Origin of the sequence: Aquamicrobium sp. (genome assembly GCF_023954335.1) — a bacterium.
Classification (GTDB): domain Bacteria; phylum Pseudomonadota; class Alphaproteobacteria; order Rhizobiales; family Rhizobiaceae; genus Aerobium.
This window is the reverse complement of sequence record NZ_JAMLIE010000001.1, coordinates 1,344,907-1,366,843: the sequence shown is the minus strand read 5'-3', so window position 1 is coordinate 1,366,843 and position 21,937 is coordinate 1,344,907. Positions and strand designations below refer to the sequence as shown.

At 66.8% G+C, this 21,937-nt stretch carries 21 protein-coding genes, 2 tRNA genes and 1 pseudogene; 7 read left to right on the top strand and 17 right to left on the bottom strand.

Going from position 1 to position 21,937, the window contains the following annotated elements:
• Positions 1-16: 16 nt before the first annotated feature.
• Positions 17-550, bottom strand: a complete 534-nt coding sequence (locus tag M9945_RS06690; RefSeq protein WP_367943911.1) for an isochorismatase family protein — start codon at positions 548-550, stop codon at positions 17-19.
• Positions 551-555: 5 nt separating this feature from the next.
• A complete protein-coding gene (locus tag M9945_RS06685; protein WP_367943910.1) occupies positions 556-1,212 on the bottom strand; it encodes a TetR family transcriptional regulator in 657 nt (218 codons plus the stop codon).
• A gap of 94 nt (positions 1,213-1,306) precedes the next feature.
• On the opposite strand from M9945_RS06685, the gene M9945_RS06680 reads away from it, so the two are divergent.
• On the top strand, positions 1,307-2,866 hold the full coding sequence (locus tag M9945_RS06680; protein WP_367943909.1) for a 4-hydroxyphenylacetate 3-hydroxylase family protein: 1,560 nt from the start codon (positions 1,307-1,309) through the stop codon (positions 2,864-2,866).
• Positions 2,867-2,922: 56 nt separating this feature from the next.
• Here the strand turns inward: M9945_RS06680 and M9945_RS06675 are convergent, their stop codons facing one another.
• Positions 2,923-3,708, bottom strand: a complete 786-nt coding sequence (locus M9945_RS06675) for a hypothetical protein (RefSeq protein WP_367931824.1) — start codon at positions 3,706-3,708, stop codon at positions 2,923-2,925.
• A 299-nt stretch (positions 3,709-4,007) separates the two neighbouring features.
• On the opposite strand from M9945_RS06675, the pseudogene M9945_RS06670 reads away from it, so the two are divergent.
• Positions 4,008-5,142: pseudogene (locus M9945_RS06670) on the top strand (IS3 family transposase).
• Positions 5,143-5,388: 246 nt separating this feature from the next.
• On the opposite strand, the gene M9945_RS06665 reads toward M9945_RS06670, so the two are convergent.
• The 3 genes from M9945_RS06665 to M9945_RS06655 all read right to left on the bottom strand — a co-directional run bounded on the left by M9945_RS06665 (position 5,389) and on the right by M9945_RS06655 (position 5,982).
• Positions 5,389-5,465: transfer RNA gene (locus tag M9945_RS06665), tRNA-Arg, on the bottom strand.
• Between the two features lie 100 nt (positions 5,466-5,565).
• Complete coding sequence (locus tag M9945_RS06660; protein WP_367931255.1) at positions 5,566-5,871, bottom strand: ETC complex I subunit; 306 nt, start codon at positions 5,869-5,871, stop codon at positions 5,566-5,568.
• Between the two features lie 34 nt (positions 5,872-5,905).
• Positions 5,906-5,982 (bottom strand) — tRNA-Pro (locus tag M9945_RS06655).
• Positions 5,983-6,291: 309 nt separating this feature from the next.
• Between M9945_RS06655 and M9945_RS06650 the strand changes: the two genes are divergently transcribed.
• Complete coding sequence (locus M9945_RS06650; RefSeq protein ID WP_367931254.1) at positions 6,292-6,495, top strand: hypothetical protein; 204 nt, start codon at positions 6,292-6,294, stop codon at positions 6,493-6,495.
• A 36-nt stretch (positions 6,496-6,531) separates the two neighbouring features.
• Here the strand turns inward: M9945_RS06650 and gshB are convergent, their stop codons facing one another.
• Positions 6,532-7,473: a glutathione synthase gene (gshB, locus tag M9945_RS06645; RefSeq protein WP_367943908.1), complete on the bottom strand. Its 942-nt coding sequence runs from the start codon at positions 7,471-7,473 to the stop codon at positions 6,532-6,534.
• A gap of 196 nt (positions 7,474-7,669) precedes the next feature.
• Here gshB and M9945_RS06640 point away from each other — a divergent pair, with 196 nt between their 5' ends.
• Entirely contained in the window at positions 7,670-8,098 is a 429-nt protein-coding gene (locus M9945_RS06640) for a L,D-transpeptidase (protein ID WP_367931252.1), read from the top strand.
• Positions 8,099-8,172: 74 nt separating this feature from the next.
• Here M9945_RS06640 and galE read toward each other — a convergent pair whose 3' ends face one another.
• Positions 8,173-9,174 (bottom strand): UDP-glucose 4-epimerase GalE, encoded by a 1,002-nt coding sequence (gene galE, locus M9945_RS06635; protein ID WP_367931251.1) that lies wholly within the window; start codon positions 9,172-9,174, stop codon positions 8,173-8,175.
• 245 nt (positions 9,175-9,419) lie between these two features.
• On the opposite strand from galE, the gene hemA reads away from it, so the two are divergent.
• Positions 9,420-10,700, top strand: a complete 1,281-nt coding sequence (gene hemA, locus M9945_RS06630; RefSeq protein ID WP_367943907.1) for a 5-aminolevulinate synthase — start codon at positions 9,420-9,422, stop codon at positions 10,698-10,700.
• 65 nt (positions 10,701-10,765) lie between these two features.
• Here the strand turns inward: hemA and M9945_RS06625 are convergent, their stop codons facing one another.
• From M9945_RS06625 to M9945_RS06610, 4 genes are all read right to left on the bottom strand, one after another.
• Entirely contained in the window at positions 10,766-11,176 is a 411-nt protein-coding gene (locus M9945_RS06625; RefSeq protein ID WP_367943906.1) for a hypothetical protein, read from the bottom strand.
• Positions 11,177-11,392: 216 nt separating this feature from the next.
• A complete protein-coding gene (locus M9945_RS06620) occupies positions 11,393-12,562 on the bottom strand; it encodes a pyridoxal phosphate-dependent aminotransferase (RefSeq protein ID WP_367943905.1) in 1,170 nt (389 codons plus the stop codon).
• A 71-nt stretch (positions 12,563-12,633) separates the two neighbouring features.
• Positions 12,634-13,053: a large conductance mechanosensitive channel protein MscL gene (gene mscL, locus M9945_RS06615; protein WP_367943904.1), complete on the bottom strand. Its 420-nt coding sequence runs from the start codon at positions 13,051-13,053 to the stop codon at positions 12,634-12,636.
• A gap of 139 nt (positions 13,054-13,192) precedes the next feature.
• Complete coding sequence (locus M9945_RS06610; RefSeq protein WP_367931246.1) at positions 13,193-13,621, bottom strand: hypothetical protein; 429 nt, start codon at positions 13,619-13,621, stop codon at positions 13,193-13,195.
• Positions 13,622-13,736: 115 nt separating this feature from the next.
• Here M9945_RS06610 and M9945_RS06605 point away from each other — a divergent pair, with 115 nt between their 5' ends.
• Positions 13,737-14,084: a DUF952 domain-containing protein gene (locus M9945_RS06605; RefSeq protein ID WP_367943903.1), complete on the top strand. Its 348-nt coding sequence runs from the start codon at positions 13,737-13,739 to the stop codon at positions 14,082-14,084.
• Positions 14,081-15,172, top strand: coding sequence for a quinone-dependent dihydroorotate dehydrogenase (locus tag M9945_RS06600; protein WP_367943902.1), 1,092 nt, complete (start codon positions 14,081-14,083; stop codon positions 15,170-15,172). Before M9945_RS06605 ends, M9945_RS06600 begins: the two co-directional genes overlap by 4 nt.
• A 266-nt stretch (positions 15,173-15,438) precedes the next feature.
• Here M9945_RS06600 and M9945_RS06595 read toward each other — a convergent pair whose 3' ends face one another.
• From M9945_RS06595 to M9945_RS06575, 5 genes are all read right to left on the bottom strand, one after another.
• Entirely contained in the window at positions 15,439-16,716 is a 1,278-nt protein-coding gene (locus M9945_RS06595; RefSeq protein ID WP_367943901.1) for an amidohydrolase family protein, read from the bottom strand.
• Positions 16,713-17,657 carry an ABC transporter permease gene (locus M9945_RS06590; RefSeq protein ID WP_367943900.1) on the bottom strand — a complete coding sequence of 315 codons (945 nt, stop codon included), beginning with the start codon at positions 17,655-17,657 and terminating at the stop codon, positions 16,713-16,715. Before M9945_RS06590 ends, M9945_RS06595 begins: the two co-directional genes overlap by 4 nt.
• A 175-nt stretch (positions 17,658-17,832) precedes the next feature.
• Complete coding sequence (locus M9945_RS06585) at positions 17,833-18,882, bottom strand: ABC transporter permease (protein ID WP_367943899.1); 1,050 nt, start codon at positions 18,880-18,882, stop codon at positions 17,833-17,835.
• A gap of 204 nt (positions 18,883-19,086) precedes the next feature.
• Complete coding sequence (locus tag M9945_RS06580) at positions 19,087-20,607, bottom strand: ABC transporter ATP-binding protein (RefSeq protein ID WP_367943898.1); 1,521 nt, start codon at positions 20,605-20,607, stop codon at positions 19,087-19,089.
• A 173-nt stretch (positions 20,608-20,780) separates the two neighbouring features.
• Positions 20,781-21,812 (bottom strand): BMP family protein, encoded by a 1,032-nt coding sequence (locus M9945_RS06575; RefSeq protein WP_367943897.1) that lies wholly within the window; start codon positions 21,810-21,812, stop codon positions 20,781-20,783.
• Positions 21,813-21,937 lie beyond the last annotated feature (125 nt).

Genomic DNA, 21,937 nt, shown 5'->3' with positions numbered 1-21,937 from the left:
CCGCCGGCAGCCGGCGCTACTTGATCAGCGCCACCGCCTGCCGGAATTTTGGGTGCTCCGCCGTCTTCAGCCATTCGAAGACGACCATCTCGGTGGTGACGATCTCCGCGCTGTGGCGCTCCATGCGCCGCAGCGCCGCCTGCCTGCTTTCCGCCGCGCGCGAGCCGATGGCGTCGGCCACGACATAGGTGGTGCGCGGGGCGGCGATGAGGCCGAGCACCGTCTGGAGGACGCAGACATGCGCCTCGCAGCCGGCGACGACCACCTGCGCGTCGCGCGGAATACGATCGAGGAACCCGTCCTCCCGGCAGGCGTCGAAGGACTGCTTGGCGACCAGCCGGTCCTTCTCGACCGGCAGCGCCTCGACGGTCGGGCCGAGGCCCTTCGGGTTCTGCTCGGTGAACAGGCGCGGGACGCCGAGGAGCGTTGCCGCCTCGATCAGCCGGCCGGCATTGCGCACCGCGGCCTCGCCGTCATGGATCGCCGGCATCAGCCGAGCCTGGAAGTCGATGACGAGAAGCAGCGCGCGTTCCGGATCGATGGTCGGCATCAGTGTCACTCCTTCCCTGAAGCGCGTCGGGATTCTTCGGACGAAGGATGCGCGAGCTGCGCGATCCTGTCGTCGACATAGGCTTCCATCAACTCCGGTGCCGAGGCCCCGAACATGCGGATGCGGCCGGTGTGGAGCAACAGGAGCAGGCCCGCGGCATGGGCGAAGCTGTCGACCATCAGGAGATTGGCGCGCTCCTGCGACGCGCCGAGCGCGACGGCGGCCTGCGCGATGGGACGCAGGGCCGCTTCCAGCGCCGCGTTCAGCCGCATGTCGCGCGCATGGCCGAGCCCGGCGGGCTTCATGCCGCCGCGGAACAGGTAGAAGCCGAGATCGAGATCGCGCGGGTTCTGCGCATAGAAGCCGAAGAACGCCATCGCCGCGGCCTTGAGCGTCTCCTGCGGCGCGCGCGTGCGCGAGACCGCCCGGTCGACGGCCGCGCCGAGCGATTCCAGCGAGGCGCGCAGCACCTCGGCATACATCGCTTCCTTGGATTCGAAATGGAAATAGAGCGCCGCGGGCGTATAGCCGGCGCGGACCGCGATGGCGCGCAGGCTGGCGCCGTCGAGGCCCTCCTCGGCGAAGACCTGCCGGGCGGCGTCGAGGATCAACGCACGCTTGTGCCCGCTCACCGCCTCGCGCCGGCTCTGCCGCTTCGCCACCACTGCCGCGCCTCGCTCCTCGCTTGACAACCATCCCGATGCTGTCCAGAATTTAACAGTGTTCGATAATTCGAACAAGAGGGAAGGAACCGCCATGCTGATGTCCGCGGCCGAGTACCGAGATTCCTTGCGCGCCTACAAGCCGCGCGTCTTCATCAACGGAAACCGTGTCGAGAGCGTCGCCGACGAGCCACTGCTCGCGCCGGGCATCGCCGGCGTCGGCGTCACCTACGATTTCGCGCTTCAGGCCGAGCACGCGCCGCTGATGACGGCGCGGCAGGGCACGTCGGGCAAGACCGTCAACCGCATGCTGCACATCAACGAGACGGCGCAAGACCTGCTGTTCAAGCTCGAGGCGGTGCGGCTGGTGTGCAAGACCTCCGGCTGCGCCCAGCGCTACCTGACGCATGACGCGCTCAACGGCCTCTTCCAGTCGACGCGGCTGACCGACGCCAATCACGGCACCGACTATGCCCAGAGGTTCCTCGCCTATCTCCACGACGTCCAGGACCGCGACCTGACGCTCGGCGTCGCCATGACCGACGCCAAGGGCGACCGCTCGGCACGCCCCGGCCGGCAGGCCAATCCGGACGTCTACGTCCACATCAAGGAGCGGCGGCCGGACGGGATCGTCATCCGCGGCACCAAGGCGATCGTGACCGGCGCACCCTACATGCACGAGTTCCTGGTCATGCCCTGCCGCACGCACACCCCCGAGGACGCCGCCTTCGCCGTCTGCTGCGCCGTGCCATGCGACGCGCCGGGCGTCACCATCGTCGCGCGGCCGGCGGGCCGCCCGGGCGAGGCGGCGGCGAAATTCTCGGCCAAGTACGGCCAGTCGGTCGGCGTCGTCATCTTCGACGACGTCTTCGTGCCGCACGAGCGCGTGTTCCTCGCCGGCGAGACCGGGGAAGGCGGGTTCCTGACCACCTCCTACGCCACGCATCACCGGCATTCGTGCATCGGCGCGCGCGCCGGTTTCGGCGACCTCCTGATCGGCGCCGGCGCGCTGATGATCGAGGCGAACGGCCTCGACGCCGGCCGCCACGCCCATATCCGCGACGCGATGGTCGAGCTCATCACCATCACGGAAAGCTTCTACGCCTGCGGCGTCGCCTCCTCGGTCTACTGCGCGAAGGACCCGGCCGGGTCGGTGATGCCGGATGCCGTGTTCTCCAATATCGGCAAGCTGCTGCTGGCGACGAAGATCTACGACATGCACCGCCTCGCCCACTACGTCTCCGGCGGGCTGATCGTCGCCCTGCCCGGCCCGGACGAGGACCACAACCCGGAAACGAAGGCGTCGCTCGCCGCCGTGATGGGCGGCCGGCCGGACATCCCCGCCGAGCGGCGCGCGGACGTCGCCCGCTTCATCGAGGACCTGACGGTGTCGCATCAGGCCGGGTGGTATTCGGTGATCTCGCTGCATGGCGGCGGCTCGCCCGAAGCGATGAAGCGCGAGATCTGGCGCAACTATCCCGTTATGGAAAAGGCCGAACTGGTCGAGGGTCTCCTCGATCGCGGCGTCCTAGACGACGGCCGCCGCGTTTCGAAGCAGCCGGGCCGCTGCTGCACCACCGGCTGCGAAGTCCCCGAACCGCCGCAGCGCGGCGCGGTGCCGGCGGCACTGGAGGGGGCGGCGGAACAGGTCTGAAACAAGCCAAGCCGGAGGAGGTGAAGGAGACAGTTAGGCTCCTATTTTGGTGCCTGTTAAGCTTCGTTTGTTGCTTGCTCTGCTGCTAGCTCTGCCCTCATTTGAGCAGCAAACTCTTCCGTCGGCTTATTCGTGGATTCGATCCAGTCTGCGGGTTGAAACTTGAACTTCCAGCCAGAGAATATGCCGAGAAGGAGCGCCCATATCACGACAAGGCAGGACAACGCGCTTATTCCTTTTGTCACCAAGCGGGAGTCCAGATTTGCGAATGTCTGGTATGTGACAACCGCAATCATCGCTGGCGCATACAGGTAGAGTGCCAGATTCGCGGTCAAAGCGACGAACGCCAAGAACGCAAACGATGCCTTTTGGCCAAAGCCGGATTTGGGGCCGAAGTACCGTGGAGCTAACGCGTCGGCCCAAAGATTGATCGCCGCCTTGTCGACAAGAAGTAGCGGAAAATGGTGGACGTCTATCTTCGCGCCGATCTTTGTCAGGATTCTAAAAACGATCTGCTCATCGATGAATGTAAAGGTCATCTGGAGAAATGCGCCTGCCGCGAAAAGCGCAAGAATGGGCATGAGATCTTTTGTGATCTGCAACGTCAGCCCGCTGTACGAAAAGGCACTACCGGCGATCAAATCAAAGAATGCGATTAGCGTTGCGAAGGTAAATGCCAACCCACTCGATCTAGCCAGACGCGCGTGTAGCTCGAGTCGACGCGAAGATATCCCGGTCAAGAACTCATCTGAGTAGAATCGGTTACCGAACTCGCGACCCAAGAACGACTCAAAGGTCATTGCTGACCGTTCAATCAGAGTAAATCGTTTGCTTTCTCCCATGCCCGCTTCCCCTTTTTAGAAGATGGTGCTGGAAACATCTCAGGCCGTCAATCAGGGGAGGACTTCCTTGCACTTCACGCGCCGCGCCCGCTCATGGATCTCAACCATCTTCGCTTCCCTAGCCTTGTAGATAGCAAGCTCCGACTCGGGCTTCTCATAAATTGGCAGGTATCGTGCACCCGACTCTCCGAGGGTGGCCATGATGATGGCCAGCCGATCGAGGGCAGAGGTGGAGAGGTGGTGCCGGTTTCTGAGACAGGGGCATAAGGTGGATCGCCCGATGGAAAGGACGATCCAGCATGAAGACACGCAGACGGTTTACGGCCGAGTTCAAGGCCAAGGTTGCGCTTGAGGCGATCCGCGGCGAGCGGACGATTTCGGAACTGGCGACGAAGCACCAGCTTCATCCGAACCAGATCACGCAGTGGAAACGGCAGGCCATCGAGAACCTGGCCAAGGCATTCGACGACAGGGCTTCGGATGCGGGCCGGCCGGGAAGCCGAGGTGACGAAGCTGCACGCCAAGATCGGCCAGCTCGTCGTGGAGCGGGATTTTGTGGCAAAGCCTTCGATCGCCTGAGCCTGGATCGAGGAGAATGATGATCGATCCCGATCACGAACGGCTCTCGATCCGCCGCCAGTGCGAACTGGTCTCGATCTCGCGGGCCTCGTTCTATCGACAGCCGGCGGGCGAGACGCCCGAAACCTCGAACTGATGCGCCTCATTGACGAGGCGTTCACGAAATGCCGTGGTATGGCTCGAGACAGATGGCGCGGCACCTACGCCGTCAGGGCTGGTGCGTAGGCCGCAAAGCGGGTCCGGCGGCTGATGCGCAAGATCGGCCTGTCACCGATCTACCAAGCGCCGAAGACCAGCGAGCCGCATCCCCAGCACCGCATCTATCCCTACCTGCTGCGGCATCTCAACATTGAGCGCCCCGATCAGGTCTGGTGCGCCGACGTGACCTACATCCCCATGCGGCGCGCGGCTTCCTCTACCTCGTCGCCATCATGGACTGGTTCAGCCGCAAGGTGCTGGCTGGCGGCTGTCGAACACGATGGATACCGACTTCTGCGTCGCCGCTCTGGAAGAGGCGATCGCCCGCCATGGCAGGCCCGACATCTTCAACACCGATCAGGAGAAGCCCAGTTCACCAGCTTCGCCTTCACCACGACGTTGAAGGATGCCGGCATCCGCATCTCCATGGACGGGCGCGGCCGGTGGATGGACAACGTCTTCATCGAGCGGCTGTGGCGCAGCCTCAAATACGAGTGCGTCTTCCTCAACGCCTTCGAGACAGGCGGTGAGGCCCGGGCTGGCATCGGTTCATGGATCGACTATTACAACCGGCGACGCCCCCACTCGACCTTCGACGGCAGGACACCCGACGAGGTCTATGCTACGGCAGAAATGATGGAGAAATTGGCGGCGTAAAAACCAACCCGATCCACCTTAGCCAAGCCGCCAAACTGTCTCACCAAGCGGGTCCACCTCAGGCACTCTCGATCCGGTCAGTGGTTACAGGTTGTTCGGAAGGTTTGCGCGGATTCTTCATGTGTGCCTTGTTTCATGTTGCGTTCATGTCGCATGGACCCGCCGTGCGGCGCGGGAAACCCTTGGAAATTGCGGTATACAGACGGCAACAAGAATGAGCAAAATACAATAAGTATTTGATTTTGCTGGCGACCCCGACAGGATTCGAACCTGTGACCATCGGCTTAGAAGGCCGGTGCTCTATCCAGCTGAGCTACGGGGCCGGTCAGGATGCTTCCGGCACAAGCGGAGTCCGCTTTTACCGGAAACGCGGCGAAACAGGTACTCCCGATCGTTTCGGGGTGCCCGCGGGGCGCGGACGGGTCAGTGCGTCCACGGCATGCGGCGGTCGTAGCGGAAGTTCTCCGAGTAGGAGACCTGCTGCCGCTTCGGCTTCTTCGGCTCCATGACGCGATAGGCGATGCCGTTCTTCTGGGCGTAGGCCACGGCCTCCTCGCGCGTCTCGAAGGTGAGCCTGATCTGGCTCTTCATGTCGCCGGAGGTGGTGTAGCCCATCAAGGGGTCGATCTTGCGCGGCTGCTCGGGGTCGAATTCGAGAACCCAGTAGCCGGTCTTGGCCGTGCCGGATTGCATTGCGGTCTTTGCCGGGCTGAAGATGCGTGCGGACATGTCTGCCTCGTTCGTTGCCTGCCGGTGCCGTTCTTGGTCGGAGCGGCAGGATTCGAACCTGCGACCCTCTGGTCCCAAACCAGATGCGCTACCAGGCTGCGCTACGCTCCGCTCCTTGCGGGCTATAGGGTTGCAGCGTTTTTTTGGCAAGAGCCGACAGCGAAGAACGGAACGAACGGTGCACGGTGGCACTCTGTGACGCAGAAAGTCCCACCGAAATTACCACCCATGTTCTTATTATGTTCACTCGTTTAGCGCCTTCCGCCGGCAAGGAATATGATCCTCGCGATGCAACCAAGGCCCACCGCCGAAGAACGGAACGAACCGCGCAGCCCCGCTTCGGCGCGCCATAAGCAATTCTTAACCCTGTTCTCCCAGTCTCGGGGGCGAACCCCAACCTGAAATGCCGGGAGATATGCCATGACGCGCATCATCGCCGTTTCGATCCTTGCCCTGTCGCTCGCCGGGTGCGGCTCCACCCCCGCCATGCGGACCGCCAGCGGCGCCGCGATAGGCGCGGGGTCGGGCGCCCTCGCCGGAGCCGCGATCGCCGGGACGCCCGGCGCGGTCGTCGGCGGGCTGGGCGGCGCGGCCGCCGGCGCGATCATCGGCGCCAAGCATTAAAGCGCTAGCGGCCGGAACCCGGCGCGGCGGTCGGCCCTATCCGCGCTTGGCCTCGACGGCGTCCCAGAACAGGGCCGCGACGTCGGCGCCGCCGAAGCGCAGGATCTCGCGCACGCCGGTCGGCGAGGTGACGTTGATCTCGGTCATGAAGTCGCCGATCACGTCGATGCCGACGAGGATGAAGCCGCGCTCCTTCAGCGACGGGCCGATTGCCGCGCAGATCTCGCGCTCGCGCTCCGTCAGTCCGGTCGGCTCGGCGCGGCCGCCGACATGCATGTTGGAGCGCGAATCGTGCTCGGCCGGCACGCGGTTGATGGCGCCGACCGGCTCGCCGTCGATCAGGATGATGCGCTTGTCGCCCTTGCGCACGTCCTTCAGGTAGCGTTGGACGATGAACGGCTCGCGGAACATCTGCTGGAACATCTCGAGCAGCGAGGCGAGGTTGCGGTCGGCCTCGTGCAGGTGGAAGATGCCGGCGCCGCCATTGCCGTAGAGCGGCTTGACGATGATGTCGCCATATTGCCGGCGGAAGGCGTCGACCTCGCGCGGGTCCTTGGTGATCAGCGTCTCCGGCATCAGGTCGGGAAACTCGGTGACGAAGATCTTCTCCGGGCTGTTGCGCACCCAGGCCGGGTCGTTGACCACCAGCGTCTTCGGATGGATGCGCTCCAGCAGATGCGTCGTCGTGATGTAGTTCATGTCGAAGGGCGGGTCCTGCCTGAGCAGGACGACGTCCATCTGCGAAAGATCGACGCGCTCGGCCGGCTGGAGAGTGAAATGGTCGCCCTTGATGTCGCGCACCTCCATCCGCTCGGCATAGGCGAAGACGGCGCCGCCCAGCATCGACAGCCGGTCCGGCGTGTAGTGCCACAGCTCGTGGCCGCGCCGCTGTGCCTCGAGCGACAGCGCGAACGAGGTATCCCCGGCGATGGAGACGGTCGAGATATGGTCCATCTGGACGGCGACCTTGAGCGTCATGGCGACCCTTTCGCTGCCTGTCTTTCGCCGCGAGCCCTGTCACGCGGCAGGCGAATCTCTAGAACATCGGGCGGGAAAACGGAAAGGCTTTTAACCCTTTCCGCTAACCCTGAAACGGCAATGACGAAGAAATGAGTTGGTTTCGCCCCTGCCCGGACCTAACCTTGCGTCATCGGCAACAAGGCTTGGGAAAACCATGAGGATCATTGCAGGCATTGCGCTGGCGCTGTCGCTCGTCGTCGGCGCGCCGGTCGCTTCGCAGGCGGCGTCGCTCGTCGCCAGGGTGGACATCTCGACCCAGACCATGACCGTCATCCATCGCGGGCAGGTCAAGTATCGCTGGAAGGTCTCGACCGCGCGCAAGGGCAAGGTGACGCCAGCGGGAAGCTGGAGCGCCAAGTGGCTGTCGAAGAATCATCGCTCCAGCCGCTACAACAACGCGCCGATGCCCTATGCGATCTTCTACAGCGGCAACTATGCGGTCCACGGCACCAACCAGGTCAGCCGGCTGGGCCGGCCGGCCTCGGCCGGCTGCGTGCGGCTGCACACGCAGAACGCCGCCGTGCTCTACCGTCTCGCCCAGCAGGAAGGGCTGAAGAACACCCGCATCGTCGTGCAGCGATAGAGCAATTCCAGGAAAAGTGTGAAGCACTTTCCGTCCGGAATTGCGTAGAAACAGAAGATAGATCGGCGACAGCCTCACGCCGGAGGCTGCGGCGTGTTCATCATCGTCAGATGGCGCTCCCAGTCGAGCGCGGACCTGACGATGCCGTCGAGATCGTCGAGGCGCGGCGACCAGCCGAGCTCGCGCCGCGCCAGCGCCGGGTTGGCGACGACCGCCGCCGCGTCGCCCGGCCGCCGCCCGGCGAGGCGCACGTCGAACTCGCGGCCATGGACGCGGCGGACGCTGTCCAGCACCTCGAACACCGAATAGCCGTGGCCGTAGCCGCAATTGGCGACAAGGCTCGTCCCGCCCTGGCGCAGGCGCTCCAGCGCCAGCCGGTGCGCGGCGGCGAGGTCGCTGACATGGATGTAGTCGCGGATGCAGGTGCCGTCCGGCGTCGGATAGTCGGTGCCGTAGACCTCGATGAACGGCCGCTTGCCGAGCGCGGCCTGCCCCGCCACCTTGATCAGATGGGTCGCGCCCGCCGTCGACTGGCCGGTGCGGCCCTTCGGGTCGGCGCCGGCGACGTTGAAATAGCGCAGCGCCGTGTAGCGCAGCCCGTAGGCGGCGGCCGCGTCGGCGAGCATCCATTCGCTCATCAGCTTGGAGCGGCCATAGGGCGACTCGGGATTCAAGGCAGCATTCTCCAGCACCGGCTCCGCACCGGTCGCGCCGTAGACGGCGGCGGTGGAGGAGAAGATGAAGTGCCCGACTCCGCCCTTCACCGCGCTCTCGATCAGCGCGCGCGTCTTCACCGTGTTGTTGTCGTAATAGGCGAGCGGGTCGGCGACCGATTCCGGCACCACGATCGAGCCGGCGAAGTGGATGACCGAATCGACGGCGTGCGCGGCGATCAGCTCCGAGACGAGGGCGCTGTCGCCGACATCGCCAATGACCAGCTTCGCCTCGGGCGCGACCGCCCATTCGAAGCCGGTGGACAGGCGGTCGAGGACAATCACCTCCTCGCCGGCGTCGATCAGTTCCCAGACCATGTGGCTGCCGATATAGCCGGCGCCGCCGGTGACGAGTACGGCCATGTCGCTATCCCCGTGTCTTCCTCGTGCCCGCGGCGGGGCCGCGTCTTCGCGCCGGCCACCATGCCCCGAAATTCGCTAAGAAAGATTTCAGGTGCGGCAGATTGTTGCGCTTGAGGAAAATCAATCTGTACCGTTGCGTCAGGCGGTATAGAAAGCATGTGCCGTCGGCGTGGCAATCCGGCCATGGGCGGCCGACGCCTCAGGCAGCGCGAACTTTCTTGCCGCCGCAACCCCGGGACGAAAGAATGAACTACCAACGGTTTTTCGAAGAAGCGATCGACCAGCTCCACGCCGAACGGCGATACCGGGTGTTTGCCGATCTGGAACGAATCGTCGGCGCCTTCCCCAGGGCGATCTGGCGCGCCGAGGGCGAGGCGCGCGAAATCACCGTCTGGTGCTCCAACGACTATCTCGGCATGGGCCAGCACGCGGACGTGATCGCGGCCGCGCAGGCGACCGTCTCGTCCATGGGCTCGGGCGCGGGCGGCACGCGCAACATCTCCGGCACCAACCACCCCTTGGTCGAGCTCGAGCGCGAGCTCGCCGATCTTCACGGCAAGGAAGCCGGCCTCGTCTTCACCTCCGGCTTCGTCTCCAACGAGGCGGCGATCTCGACCATCGCCCGGCTGCTGCCGAACTGCCTGATCCTGTCGGACGAACTGAACCACGCCTCGATGATTGAGGGCGTGCGCCGCTCCGGCGCGGAGAAGAAGGTCTTCCGCCACAACGACCTCGCGCATCTGGAAAGCCTGCTGGCGCAGGCCGGGCGCGAGCGCGCCAAGCTGATCGTGTTCGAGAGCGTCTATTCGATGGACGGCGACATTGCCCCCATCGCCGAGATCGCCGACCTCGCCGACAAGTACAACGCTATGACCTATATCGACGAGGTCCACGCGGTCGGCATGTACGGCGCGCATGGCGGCGGCATCACCGAGCGCGAGGGGCTGGCCCACCGCATCGACGTCATCGAGGGCACGCTCGCCAAGGCGTTCGGCACGCTGGGCGGCTACATCGCCGGCAGGCGCGAGGTGATCGACGCCGTGCGCTCCTACGCGCCGGGCTTCATCTTCACCACCGCGCTGCCGCCGATGATCGCGGCGGCGGCCACCGCCTCGATCCGCCACCTCAAGGTCTCGCAGAGCGAGCGCGACGCCCAGCAGCGGCAGGCGCAGCACACCAAGGACGTGCTGTCGGCGGCCGACCTGCCGGTGATGGCGTCGCAGACGCATATCGTGCCGATCCTCGTCGGCGACCCGGAGCTGTGCAAGATGGCGAGCGACCGGCTGCTGGCCAGGCACGGCATCTACATCCAGCCGATCAACTACCCGACCGTGCCGCGCGGCACCGAGCGGCTGCGCGTCACGCCGACGCCGTTCCACGACGACGCGCTGATCGAGACGCTGAAAGAGGCGCTGGTCGAGACGTGGGCCGCGCTCGGCATCCCGTTCGAGAGCCAGCGCAAGCCCAGCGTCGCCGCGCGCTCTGACCGGATCGTGCCGCTGACCGTGCCGAAGGCCGGCGGCTGAGGGCAGGCCGGGGTCCGGCCGTAGCGGACGGCACGACTTGCGGGGGAAGTCCGGTCACGTCTCTTTCAGCGGGAGGCAGCAAAGCGCGAACAGGCCGAGCGCCAGAGAAAAACCGACACGGATACGGCGATCCAGGCAATGGCAATGCCAACAACGTTGGGAAAGAGGTCAACGACACGGGGATTGTGGCCGATTACCGTGGTTTGTACGAGCTCCCAGCTCACGCCCACAAGAAAAGTCAGCACCGCGGCAAGCCAGATGCGAGAGTAGCCCGTCGCGAGTGCGGCGAGGACAAACAGCATGGCCATGGAGGCTATGTGCGGCACCTTGGTCAGGGCATTGGCGATTGCCTCAGGCGTAACGGTGAAGTCCATCTGCGGGGGACGGCGACCGTCGGGAGCCCGATTGGCAGCCCAAATGCTGGCCAGAGCGAGGGCCGTAAAAGGCAGGGCGCGAAGAACGCTTAGAACTTTCATTGGAATCGGAACTCCGATGGGAAAGATCGGTACTCAGGCGGTCAACTGCCAATTCTTGCGCGTCCGCTGCCGCCCGCTTCGACAGGCCGCCGACGCCGTCCTAAGAAACGGCAGGCACGACTGTGGTATGGGAATGGTGCAAAAATCAGGATTTCTGCGCCACGAAAATGGCGGCTTTCGACCGGAGCGGACGGACCCGGACCACCTTTTCTCGTTTCAGCCGACCGTCTCGATCCACCGTCCCAGCCGTTCCGCGGCTTCCTCGATCTGGTCGAGGCGGCGGTGGAAACAGAGGCGGAAATAGCCCTCGCCGCCGGCGCCGAAGGCGGCGCCGGGCGCGAGCCCGACATTGGCGCGCTCGACCATGTCGAAGGCGGCGGCGCGGCTGTCCTCCACCCCGTCGATGCGGAAAAACAGGTAGAACGCCCCGGCCGGCGGCGCGAGATGGACGCGGCCGGTGGCGGCGAGCCGGTCGCACAGGATGGCGCGGGCCTTTGCCGCCCGCTCGACCTGGCCGGCGACGAAGGCGTCGCCATGGTCGAGCGCGGCCACCGCGCCGCGTTGCAGGAAGGTCGGCGTGCCCGAGCTCGAATATTGCACCAGATTCTCGAACACCTGCTGCAAGTCGGGGTGGATCTTCAGCCAGCCGATGCGCCAGCCGGTCATCGACCAGTTCTTCGAAAAGCTGTTGACGAAGATCAGGCGATCCTGCGGCCCCGCGACGTCGAGGAAGGAAGGCGCGCGCGCCGCGCCGTAGGAGAACAGCGCGTAGATCTCGTCGGCGACGACCCACAGGCCGCGCGCGCGGGCGAGCGCGAGGATGGCGGCAAGCGTCTCGCGGTCGGCGACCCAGCCGGTCGGGTTCGACGGCGTGTTGACGAACAGCGCCTTCGTCGCCGGCGTGATCGCAGCGGCGAGCTTCTCGATGTCGAGCGCCCAGCCATTGTCCGTGTTGTCGAGCACGACGGGAACGGGCCGCGCACCGGCAATCGCCGCGGCGGCGGCGAAGTTCGGCCAGGCGGGGGAAAGATAGACCACTTCGTCGCCCGGGCCGGCGACCGCGTCGAGCGCGAGCTGGATCGCGTGCATGCCGCTCGAGCAGGCGATGAATTCTTCCGCCCGGTACGAGCCGCCGAAATGGCGGCCATAGTAGCGGGCGAGCGCCTCCCTCAGCTCCGGGATGCCGCGCTGCCAGGTGTAGAAGGTCTCGCCGGCGGCGAGCGAGGCGACTGTGGCCTCGGCGATGAAGGACGGCGTCGGCAGATCGCCCTCGCCGACCCAGAGCGGGATCAGCCCCTCGCGGCCGCGCGCATGGTTCATCAATTCGACGATGCCGCTTTCCGGCGCGTTGCGGGCTTCGGGACGGAGATGATCGACCAGCGACATGGAAAGGCTGCCTTCAACGAAGAAAGACCCCGGCCGGGCGGCCGGGGTCACGAAGTCGGGTATCGCGACGCCTACTTCTTGGCAAGCAGGTCGCGGATCTCGGTCAGGAGCTGGACGTCGGCCGGCGCGGCCGCCACCTCGGCGGCCTTCTCGGCCTCGAGCTTGCGGCGCAGCGTGTTCACCGCCTTGACCATCAGGAAGATGATCCAGGCGAGGATCAGAAAGTTGATGATGACGGTGATGAAATTGCCGTAGGCGAACACCGCGCCCTGCTCGCGCGCCGCGGCAAGCGTCGTCGCGGTCACGTTGGACGACAGCGGCAGGAAGTAGTTCGAGAAATCGAACCCGCCGAAGATCGCGCCGACGATCGGCATGATGATGTCGTCGACCAGCGACGACACGATCAGGCCGAACGCGCCGCCGATGATGACGCCGACGGCAAGGTCCATGACGTTGCCCCGGGCGATGAATTCCTGGAATTCCTTGAGCATCCCGCACTCCTGAGAATGGGACGGATGAAGAATCAGTCCCCGGTTGACCCCCGCCGGCAACAATAGTGAAAATTGTCGCAGGCGATAAGCGTCAACGACGAACCTGCCCGAAGGCCCGATGGCGGGTGGCGGATGCGGGTCAGGTGCGCTCGGGAGCGGGCTTTTCCGGCGCAGCGCGCGGCTCGTCCTCGAACTCCTTCACCAGCCCCATGAACATGCGGAAGAACCGCTCCATGTAACCGATGCCGCGCTCGAACTCCTCTTCCGGCGGCAGGCCGGCGACGGGCGCGCCGCCGCTTTCCAGCGCCGCGACGCGGCCCTCGAGCAGGCGCAGGCGCTCGCGCAGCGATTCGACCTCGGAAGCGGACCCCGTTTCTTGCGCGGCCGGCGCGCAGACCAGCCGGCCGTCGGCCTCGCGGCACAGCGTCATCGCGCCGGTCGTGGTGTCGAGGCGGACATAGCCGTCTTCCGTGCGCTCCAGCCGGTAGCGTTCGGCCTCCTCGGCGGCGGCCGGCAGGGCGGCGAGCCCGGCGAAAGCGGCGCAGGCAAGGGTGACATGGTGGCGCATCGGGAAAGCCTCCTTGACGAAGCGGACGTGAATTTTTCGCAGCATTGCGCCCGAATTGCGTCGGCACCGTGAATAGCGCCTCCCCCTTTTCCCGCATTTGCTCTATAGCCCGGCCATGACGACGCTCATCTACAAGATCGCGCCCCGGGCGCTGTGGCGCGAGGCGGAGGCGCGGGGGACGTTCGCCGGCGCGCCGGTCGACCTCGCCGACGGCTACATCCATTTCTCGACCGCCGCGCAGGTGCGCGAGACGGCGGCGAAGCATTTTTCCGGGCAGGACGATCTTGTCCTCGTCGCCGTCGACGCCGAGGGACTCGGCGCGGCGCTGAAATGGGAAGTCTCGCGCGGTGGGGCGCTGTTCCCGCATCTCTACGCCCCGCTCGATCCCGCCGCCGCCCTCTGGGTGAAGCCGCTGCCGCTGGGCGCGGACGGGGCCCACATCTTTCCGGAGCTCGACATATGATTCCCGGTCTCGACCGCATCGGCCAGAAGCTGCTGTTCGCCTTCGACCCCGAGACCGCGCACGGCCTGTCGATCGCGGCGCTGAAGAGCGGGCTGCCGCTTTGCCGCCCCCCCGCGCCCGACCCGGCGCTGCGGGTCGATGTCGCCGGCCTTTCCTTCCCCAACCCGCTCGGCATGGCGGCGGGCTACGACAAGAACGGCGAGGTGCCGGACGCGTTGCTCGGGCTCGGCTTCGGCTTCGCCGAGATCGGCACGGTGACGCCGCTCGCCCAGCCGGGCAACCCGAAGCCGCGCATCTTCCGGCTGGCCGAGGACGCGGCCGTCGTCAACCGGCTCGGCTTCAACAATGAGGGCCATGCCGCGTGCCTGAAGCGCATGGAGGCGCGGCGCGGGCGGGCGGGCATCGTCGGCATCAATGTCGGGGCCAACAAGGACAGCACCGACCGCATCGCCGACTACCGGCTCGGCATCGAGCGCTTCGCGGCCCATGCCTCCTACCTCACGGTCAACATCTCCTCGCCGAACACGCCGGGCCTGCGCGACCTTCAGGCAAGGACAAGCCTCGGCCTGCTGCTCGCCGCCGTCCGGCAGGCGCTCGATGCGGAGGACGCGCGGGCGGGCGGGCATACGCCGGTGTTCCTCAAGATCGCGCCCGATCTCGACGAGGCCGGGCTCGACGACATCGCGGCGGAAGTGCAGGGCAACGGGATCGACGGCGTCATCGTCTCCAACACCACGCTTGCGCGGGACGGGCTGGGCAGCGCCGCGAAAGCCGAGACCGGCGGGCTTTCCGGCCGGCCGCTGTTCTCGCGCTCGACCGCGGTGCTGGCGCGCATGCGCCGCCGGCTCGGGCCGCAGATGGCGCTGATCGGCGTCGGCGGGGTGGAGAGCGCCGAGACGGCGGCCGAGAAGATCAGGGCCGGCGCGGACCTCGTCCAGCTCTATACCGGCATGATCTATGCCGGGCCGGCGATGCCGGGCAGGATCGTGCGCGGCCTTTCCGAGATCGTGAAGCGCGAGCGGCTTTCCTCGATCCGCGACCTGCGCGACACGGCGCTGGCGAAATGGGAAGCCGAACCGATCGGCTGAACTGATCGCGTGCCGCGCCTTATGCGCATTTTCGGCGCCGCCGGCGCTGCCCCTCATCCGGCTGCCGCCACCTTCTCCCCGTGAACGGGGAGAAGAGAGCTGCCGTCCTTGCTTTCGCCAATCGCAAGCGTGGCAAGAGAACTGCGGGATTGCGGCCGGCATTCCTTCTCCCCGTTCACGGGGAGAAGGTGCCCGAAGGGCGGATGAGGGGCAGCGCCGGCGCTCGAACATTGCACTCCGCCGGAGCGGATAAGACGCGGCACACTTCAGACGCTATGCCGCCGATTGACGCTTGCCGGGCGGCCGGGGAGCGTGAGCGCGGTGTCGCGGCGCGGGCGTTCGGCCACCACCTTGCCCTTCGCCACCACGACGAGGCGCTCGGCGCGCAGGCGGATCGCCTCGATCCTGTCGCCGGCGTCGAGGACGACGAGGCTGGCCTTGCAGCCTTTTTCCAGCCCGTAGCCTTCCACTCCCATGATGGCGGCGCTCTCCTTCGTCACCATGTCGAAGCAGCGCGCCATCTCCTCAGGGCTCGTCATCTGCGCCACGTGCAGGCCCATGAAGGCGACGTCGAGCATGTCGGCGGTGCCGAGCGGATACCACGGGTCGCGCACGCAATCCTGGCCGAAGCCGACGCGGATGCCGGCCTTCAGCATTTCCGGCACGCGGGTCATGCCGCGCCGCTTCGGGTAGGTGTCGTGGCGGCCTTGGATGACGATGTTGATCAGCGGGTTGGGGATGGCCGACACCTCGGCCTCCGCCATCAGCGGCAAGAGCTTCGAGACGTAGTAATTGTCCATCGAGTGCATCGAGGTCAGGTGCGAGCCGTTGACGCGGCCCTGAAGGCCGAGGCGCTGCGTCTCGTAGGCGAGTTGCTCGATGTGGCGCGACAGCGGGTCGTCGGTCTCGTCGCAGTGGAGGTCGACCCTCAAGCCCCGTTCCGCCGCGATCTCGCACAGCTCCGTCACCGAGCGGCGGCCGTCCTCCATGGTGCGCTCGAAATGCGGGATGCCGCCGACAACCTCGACGCCCATGTCGAGCGCGCGGATGGTGTTGTCGCGCGCGGTCGGGTCGCGATAGAGCCCGTCCTGCGGGAAGGCGACCAGTTGCAGGTCGATATAGGGGGCGACCTCCCGCTTCACCTCCAGCAGCGCCTCGACTGCCAGCAGCCGGTCGTCGCAGGTGTCGACATGGCTGCGGATGGCGAGGAGGCCCATCGACACGGCCCAGTCGCAATAGCGAAGCGCCCGCTCCTTCACCGCCTCGTGGGTGAGCAGCGGCTTCAGCTCGCCCCACAGCGCGATGCCTTCGAGCAGCGTGCCCGAGGCGTTGATGCGCGGTATGCCGTAGGAAAGCGTCGCGTCCATGTGGAAATGCGGATCGACGAAGGGCGGCGAGACGAGGCAGCCCGCGGCGTCGATCACGCGGCCGGCCTCGGCTCCGATATCCGGCTCGACCGCGGCGATGCGGTCGCCGGAAATGGCGATGTCAGCGGTTCTGCCGTCCGGCAGCGTGCCGCCTTTCACGATCAGGTCGAAGCTCATCTCTCGCCTTTCCGGTAGGGGATCATCAATGCCTTCGGATAGGAGGCGCGGCGCGACATGACGACGAGCGCAGCGATGGAAAGCACGAAGGGCATCATCAGGAACAGCTGGTAGGGCACGACGCCGCCGGTCAGCTGCTGGAGGCGGACCTGATAGGCGTCGAAGGCGGCGAACAGCACCGCACCGAGCAGCGCCTTGCCCGGCCGCCACGAGCCGAAGACGACGAGGGCGATGCAGATCCAGCCGCGGCCGTTGATCATCTCGAAGAAGAACGAGTTGAAGGCCGACATGGTCAGGAACGCGCCGCCGACCGCCATCAGCGCGCTGCCGACCATCACCGCGCCCATGCGCACCGCCGTCACCGAGATGCCTTGCGCCTCGACGGCGGCGGGGTTCTCGCCGGCGGCGCGCACGGCCAAGCCCAGCGGCGTGCGATAGAGCACCCAGGCGACGATGGCGACCGTGGCGAAGGCGAGATAGGTCAGCGGCGTCTGGTTGAACAGCGCCGGGCCGACGAGCGGGATGTCGGAAAGCAGCGGCACGGGCAGCGGCTGGAACGGCACGATCTTCGGCGGCGAGGTCACTTCCGGCAGGACGAGCCGGTAGGTGAAATAGGTCAGGCTGGTCGCCAGCAGGGTGATGCCGATGCCGACGACGTGCTGCGACAGGCCGAGCGGCACGGTGAGCGCACCGTGCAGCAGGCCGAACAGCGCGCCGGCCAGCGCGGCGACGGCGACGCCTGTCCACAGGTCGCCGCCGGAATAGACGGTCATCCAGCCGGCGAAGGCGCCGACCGCCATGATGCCCTCGATGCCGAGATTGAGCACGCCGGCGCGCTCGCAGATCAGCTCGCCCATGGTGGCGAAGATCAGCGGCGAGGCGATGCGGATCGCGGCGACCCAGAACGAGGCGGTGAACAGGATCTCGAAGGCTTCGATCATCCGGCCGTCCCCGTTCCGGCGCGGTTTCCCCTCACCGCCTCGCTACGCTCGGCACCTCTCCCCAGAGGGGAGAGGAAAGATGCGGAGACGTTGCAGCAGCCTTTCCTCTCCCCTCTGGGGAGAGGTGGCCCGAAGGGTCGGTGAGGGGAAACGGCGGTCATGACAGGAGCCATCCTCACCTCCACCTGATGCGGAAGCGGGCGAGCATGATCGCCACCACCATGGTCAGGAGCGCGGTCGCGACCATCACCTGCGCGATGTAGGAGGGAACGCCGGCCGTGCGGCTCATGGCGTCGGCGCCGACGAAGATGCCGGCAACGAAGATCGCGGCGGCGACGACGCCGAGCGGGTTCAGCATCGCCAGCATGGCGACGACGATGCCGGTGTAGCCGAAGCCGGGCGACAGATCGAGCGTCAAGTTGCCCTTCAAGCCAGCGACCTCGGAAAAGCCGGCGAGCGCGGCGAGCCCGCCCGAGATGAGCGCCGTCTTCACCAGCACGCGGTTGACCGGGATGCCGGCGAAGCGCGCGGCTTCCGGGTTGTGGCCGACGGCGCGCATCTCGTAGCCGAGCGTCGTCTTCTTCATCACCACCCAGACCGCGACAGCGGCAACAAGGGCGATGACGAAGCCGAGATGAAGGCGGCTGCGCGGAACGAGCTTCATCAGCTGCGCCTCGGCGACGACGCGCTCAGACTGCGGCCAGCCCATGCCCATCGGGTCCTTGAGCACGCCTTCGAGCAGCATCGAGACGAACAGGATCATGATGAAGTTCAGGAGCAGCGTGGTGACGACCTCGTCGACGCCGAGCCGGGTCTTGAGCAAGGCCGGGCCGAGCAGCAGCAGCGCGCCGGCCGCCATCGCCGCCGCCATGATGAGCGGGATAAGGACGGGCGCCGGCAAGGGCAGCGCGCCGGTGCCGAGGACGACCGTGGCGAGGCCGCCGGCATAGAGCTGGGCCTCGGCGCCGATGTTCCACAGCTTGGCCCGGAAGGCGACGGCGACGGCAAGGCCGGTGAAGATCAGCGGCGTCGCCCGCGTCAGCGTCTCGAGGACGGCGAAGCGCGAGCCGGCCGCGCCCTTGATGACCTGCGCGAACACGGCGAAGGGCGACGCGCCCGCCGCCAGCACCAGGAGCCCGGCGATGACGAAGGTGGCGACCACCGCACCCGCCGGATAGGCGAGCGTGGCGGCAAGCGAGGGCGCGGGCTTCGGCTCAAGCCGCATGGGCACACTCCCGCTGTTGCAAGAATGGAAGCCGGCATAGCGGACGGCGTCCTTCTCCCCGTTTACGGGGAGAAGATGGCGGCAGCCAGATGAGGGGCGGCGCCAACCTTGCAGGGTTTGCGCCGCCCCTCATCCGCCCTTCGGGCACCTTCTCCCCGTAAACGGGGAGAAGGAGAGGCGCACCCCTTTCGGCCTCGAACACCGTCACGCCGCCTCCTCCAGCCCGTGGCCGGCCATCAGCTCGCCGAGGTCGCGGATCGAGCGTTCGCCGCGCTGCGAGGGCGCGGAGAGCCGGCCCTTGAACATCACCGCCACCTCGTCGGACAGGGCGAGGATCTCGTCGAGATCTTCCGAGATCAGCAGGATCGCCGCCCCCCTCGCCCGCGCTTCCAGCAGCCTGCCGTGGACATAGGCGACGGCGCCGACGTCGAGCCCGCGCGTCGGCTGGTTGGCGAGGATGACGACGGGATCGGGATCGAGCGCGCGCCCGAGGATCAGCTTCTGCATGTTGCCGCCCGACAGCAGGCGGATGCGCGTCTCCGGCGACGGGCATTTGACGTCGTAGTCGCGGATCAGCGCCTCGGCGAAGGCCCGCGCCGCCTTCCAGTCGAGGAAGCCGCGGCGCGAGAAGCGCGGCGAGCGGTAGCGTTCGAGGATCACGTTCTCTGTGACGCTCATGTCGGCGATGGAGCCGACGGCGTGGCGGTCCTCGGGGATGCGGGCGATGCCGTGGGCGAGCGCGGCGCGCGGCGACCACCCGGCGACCGCCTCGCCGCCGACGCGGAGCGTGCCGGAAGCCGGCGCGCCGGTGCCGGAAAGTAGCGCGGCGAGCGCGGCCTGCCCGTTGCCCGAGACGCCGGCAAGCCCGGTGATGACGCCGGCATGGAGCGTCAACGACGCGCCGCGCAGGGCGCTGCCGCCGGGGCCGGGCGCGGTCGAGACGTTGTCGAGCACGAGCAGCGGCGCGCCGCGCGCGACCGGCGGCACCGGCGGGGCCGCGACCTCCTGCCCGACCATCAGCGCCGCCAGCTCCTGCCGGGTCGCGCCGCCGGTCTTGCGCTCGCCCGAGAGCCGGCCGGCGCGCAGCACCAGCACCCGGTCGCTCACCGCCATGACCTCGCCGAGCTTGTGCGAGATGAAGATGACGGAAAGGCCTTTGGCCACCAGCATCTTCAGCGTGCGGAACAGCGCCTCGGTCTCCAGCGGCGTCAGCACCGCCGTCGGCTCGTCGAGGATCAGCACCCTGGCGTCGCGATAGAGCGCCTTCAGGATCTCGACGCGCTGGCGCTCGCCGACCGACAGCGACGAGACCAGCCGGTCGGGCTCGACGCCGAGGCCGAAATCGCGCGCGAGCCCGGCGATGCGCGCCCGCGCCGCCGCCCGGTCTAGCCTGAGCGACCACGGGCTTTGCGTGCCGAGCGCGATGTTCTCCAAGACGGTCATGTTGTCGGCCAGCGTGAAGTGCTGGTGGACCATGCCGATGCCGGCGTCGAGCGCGGCGCTGAGGTCGCCCGGCGGCAGCGGCTTGCCGAAGGCCTCGACCTCGCCCTCGTCGGCGACGTAGTGGCCGAACAGGATGTTCATCAGCGTCGTCTTGCCCGCCCCGTTCTCGCCGAGCAGCGCGATCACCTCGCCCGGCATCAGCGAAAACGAGATGGAATCGTTGGCGACGAGCGGGCCGAACCGCTTGGTGACGCCGGATATGCGCAGGACGGGCTGGGTCATGAAACCATGGCGATTGGCGAAATCGGAGCGGCAAGCGTACTTCTCCCCGTTCACGGGGAGAAGATGCCGGCAGGCAGATGAGGGCGGCACGAACCTTGCACAAAGCCGACGCTGCCCCTCATCCGGCCCTCCGGGCCACCTTCTCCCCGCAGGCGGGGAGAAGGAAAAAGGCGCTAGTTCGACTTCGGCTCTTCGTCGTTGATCTCGACGGTGAGCGTGCCGGCGCGGATCGCGGCTTCCTTCTCGGCCACCAGCGCCTTGACCTCGGCCGGGACCTTTTCCTCGAAGGTGCCGAGCGGGGCGAGCGAGCAGCCGCCGTCCTTCATGAAGGAATAGACGCCGTAGTCGGCGGCCTTGAAGGTGCCGGCCTTGACCTCGGCAACGGCCTTGGCGAGCGTCGGCTCGAAGTGCCACAGGGCCGAGGCCACCACTGTCTCGGGATAGTCGCTCTGCGTGTCGATGACGTTGCCGATGGCCAGCACCCCGCGCTCCTTGGCCGCGTCGGAGACGCCGAAGCGCTCGGCATAGAGCACGTCGGCGCCGGCGTCGATCTGGGCGAAGGCGGTCTCCTTGGCCTTGGGCGGGTCGAACCACGAACCGATGAAGGCGACCTGGAACTTCGCGTCGGCCGCCACTTCCTTCACGCCGGCCATGAAGGCGTGCATCAGCCGGTTGACCTCGGGGATCGGGTAGCCGCCGACCATGCCGAAATTCTTCGATTGCGACATCGCGCCGGCGATCAGGCCGGTCAGGTACGAGGCGTCCTGGATGTAGTTGTCGAACGGCGCGAAGTTGGGCACGCTCTCGTCTTCCTTGAAGCTCGAGCCCATCAGGAAGGCGACATCCGGATAGTCGCGGGCGACATCGCGCGCGGCCTGCTCGACGCCGAACACCTCGCCGAGGATCAGCTTGTGGCCGGCCTCGCAATATTCGCGCATCACGCGCTCGTAGTCGTTGTTGGAGACGTTCTCGGAATAGACGTACTCGATCTCGCCGGCGTCCTTCGCCGCGTTGGCGGCCTTGTGGATGCGGCTGACCCATTGCTGCTCGACCGGCACGGTGTAGACGGCCGCCACCTTCAGCGCCTCCTGTGCGAAGAGGCGCGTCGGCAGGCCGGCGGCGAGGCCGAGCGCGGCGCCCCCCTTCAACAGACGGCGGCGGGAGACCGGCAGAAGGCCGGACGGACGGCGGGTAGAATCGGACATTTGACCACCTCTGGTTCTGGGGTTTTACGGGCAGCACCGCTGTTATGATTGTGCCCCGGAAACTAGGCCAAATTCACCGGAGCGGCAATCGGCGGCGGCGCGGCGCGGCCGCCCGCTGCCGGCTT

Excerpts from the sequence above, each read along its gene's own strand:
- M9945_RS06650 (WP_367931254.1), top strand. The coding sequence starts at position 6,292 with ATGACGCGCATCATCGCCGTTTCGATCCTTGCCCTGTCGCTCGCCGGG.
- M9945_RS06660 (WP_367931255.1), bottom strand. The coding sequence starts at position 5,871 with ATGTCCGCACGCATCTTCAGCCCGGCAAAGACCGCAATGCAATCCGGC.
- M9945_RS06585 (WP_367943899.1), bottom strand. The coding sequence starts at position 18,882 with ATGCGGCTTGAGCCGAAGCCCGCGCCCTCGCTTGCCGCCACGCTCGCC.
- M9945_RS06575 (WP_367943897.1), bottom strand. The coding sequence starts at position 21,812 with ATGTCCGATTCTACCCGCCGTCCGTCCGGCCTTCTGCCGGTCTCCCGC.
- M9945_RS06690 (WP_367943911.1), bottom strand. The coding sequence starts at position 550 with ATGCCGACCATCGATCCGGAACGCGCGCTGCTTCTCGTCATCGACTTC.
- gshB (WP_367943908.1), bottom strand. The coding sequence starts at position 7,473 with ATGACGCTCAAGGTCGCCGTCCAGATGGACCATATCTCGACCGTCTCC.
- M9945_RS06640 (WP_367931252.1), top strand. The coding sequence starts at position 7,670 with ATGAGGATCATTGCAGGCATTGCGCTGGCGCTGTCGCTCGTCGTCGGC.
- mscL (WP_367943904.1), bottom strand. The coding sequence starts at position 13,053 with ATGCTCAAGGAATTCCAGGAATTCATCGCCCGGGGCAACGTCATGGAC.
- galE (WP_367931251.1), bottom strand. The coding sequence starts at position 9,174 with ATGGCCGTACTCGTCACCGGCGGCGCCGGCTATATCGGCAGCCACATG.
- M9945_RS06620 (WP_367943905.1), bottom strand. The coding sequence starts at position 12,562 with ATGTCGCTGGTCGATCATCTCCGTCCCGAAGCCCGCAACGCGCCGGAA.
- M9945_RS06625 (WP_367943906.1), bottom strand. The coding sequence starts at position 11,176 with ATGAAAGTTCTAAGCGTTCTTCGCGCCCTGCCTTTTACGGCCCTCGCT.
- M9945_RS06680 (WP_367943909.1), top strand. The coding sequence starts at position 1,307 with ATGCTGATGTCCGCGGCCGAGTACCGAGATTCCTTGCGCGCCTACAAG.
- M9945_RS06590 (WP_367943900.1), bottom strand. The coding sequence starts at position 17,657 with ATGATCGAAGCCTTCGAGATCCTGTTCACCGCCTCGTTCTGGGTCGCC.
- M9945_RS06600 (WP_367943902.1), top strand. The coding sequence starts at position 14,081 with ATGATTCCCGGTCTCGACCGCATCGGCCAGAAGCTGCTGTTCGCCTTC.
- M9945_RS06580 (WP_367943898.1), bottom strand. The coding sequence starts at position 20,607 with ATGACCCAGCCCGTCCTGCGCATATCCGGCGTCACCAAGCGGTTCGGC.
- M9945_RS06610 (WP_367931246.1), bottom strand. The coding sequence starts at position 13,621 with ATGCGCCACCATGTCACCCTTGCCTGCGCCGCTTTCGCCGGGCTCGCC.
- M9945_RS06605 (WP_367943903.1), top strand. The coding sequence starts at position 13,737 with ATGACGACGCTCATCTACAAGATCGCGCCCCGGGCGCTGTGGCGCGAG.
- M9945_RS06595 (WP_367943901.1), bottom strand. The coding sequence starts at position 16,716 with ATGAGCTTCGACCTGATCGTGAAAGGCGGCACGCTGCCGGACGGCAGA.
- hemA (WP_367943907.1), top strand. The coding sequence starts at position 9,420 with ATGAACTACCAACGGTTTTTCGAAGAAGCGATCGACCAGCTCCACGCC.
- M9945_RS06675 (WP_367931824.1), bottom strand. The coding sequence starts at position 3,708 with ATGGGAGAAAGCAAACGATTTACTCTGATTGAACGGTCAGCAATGACC.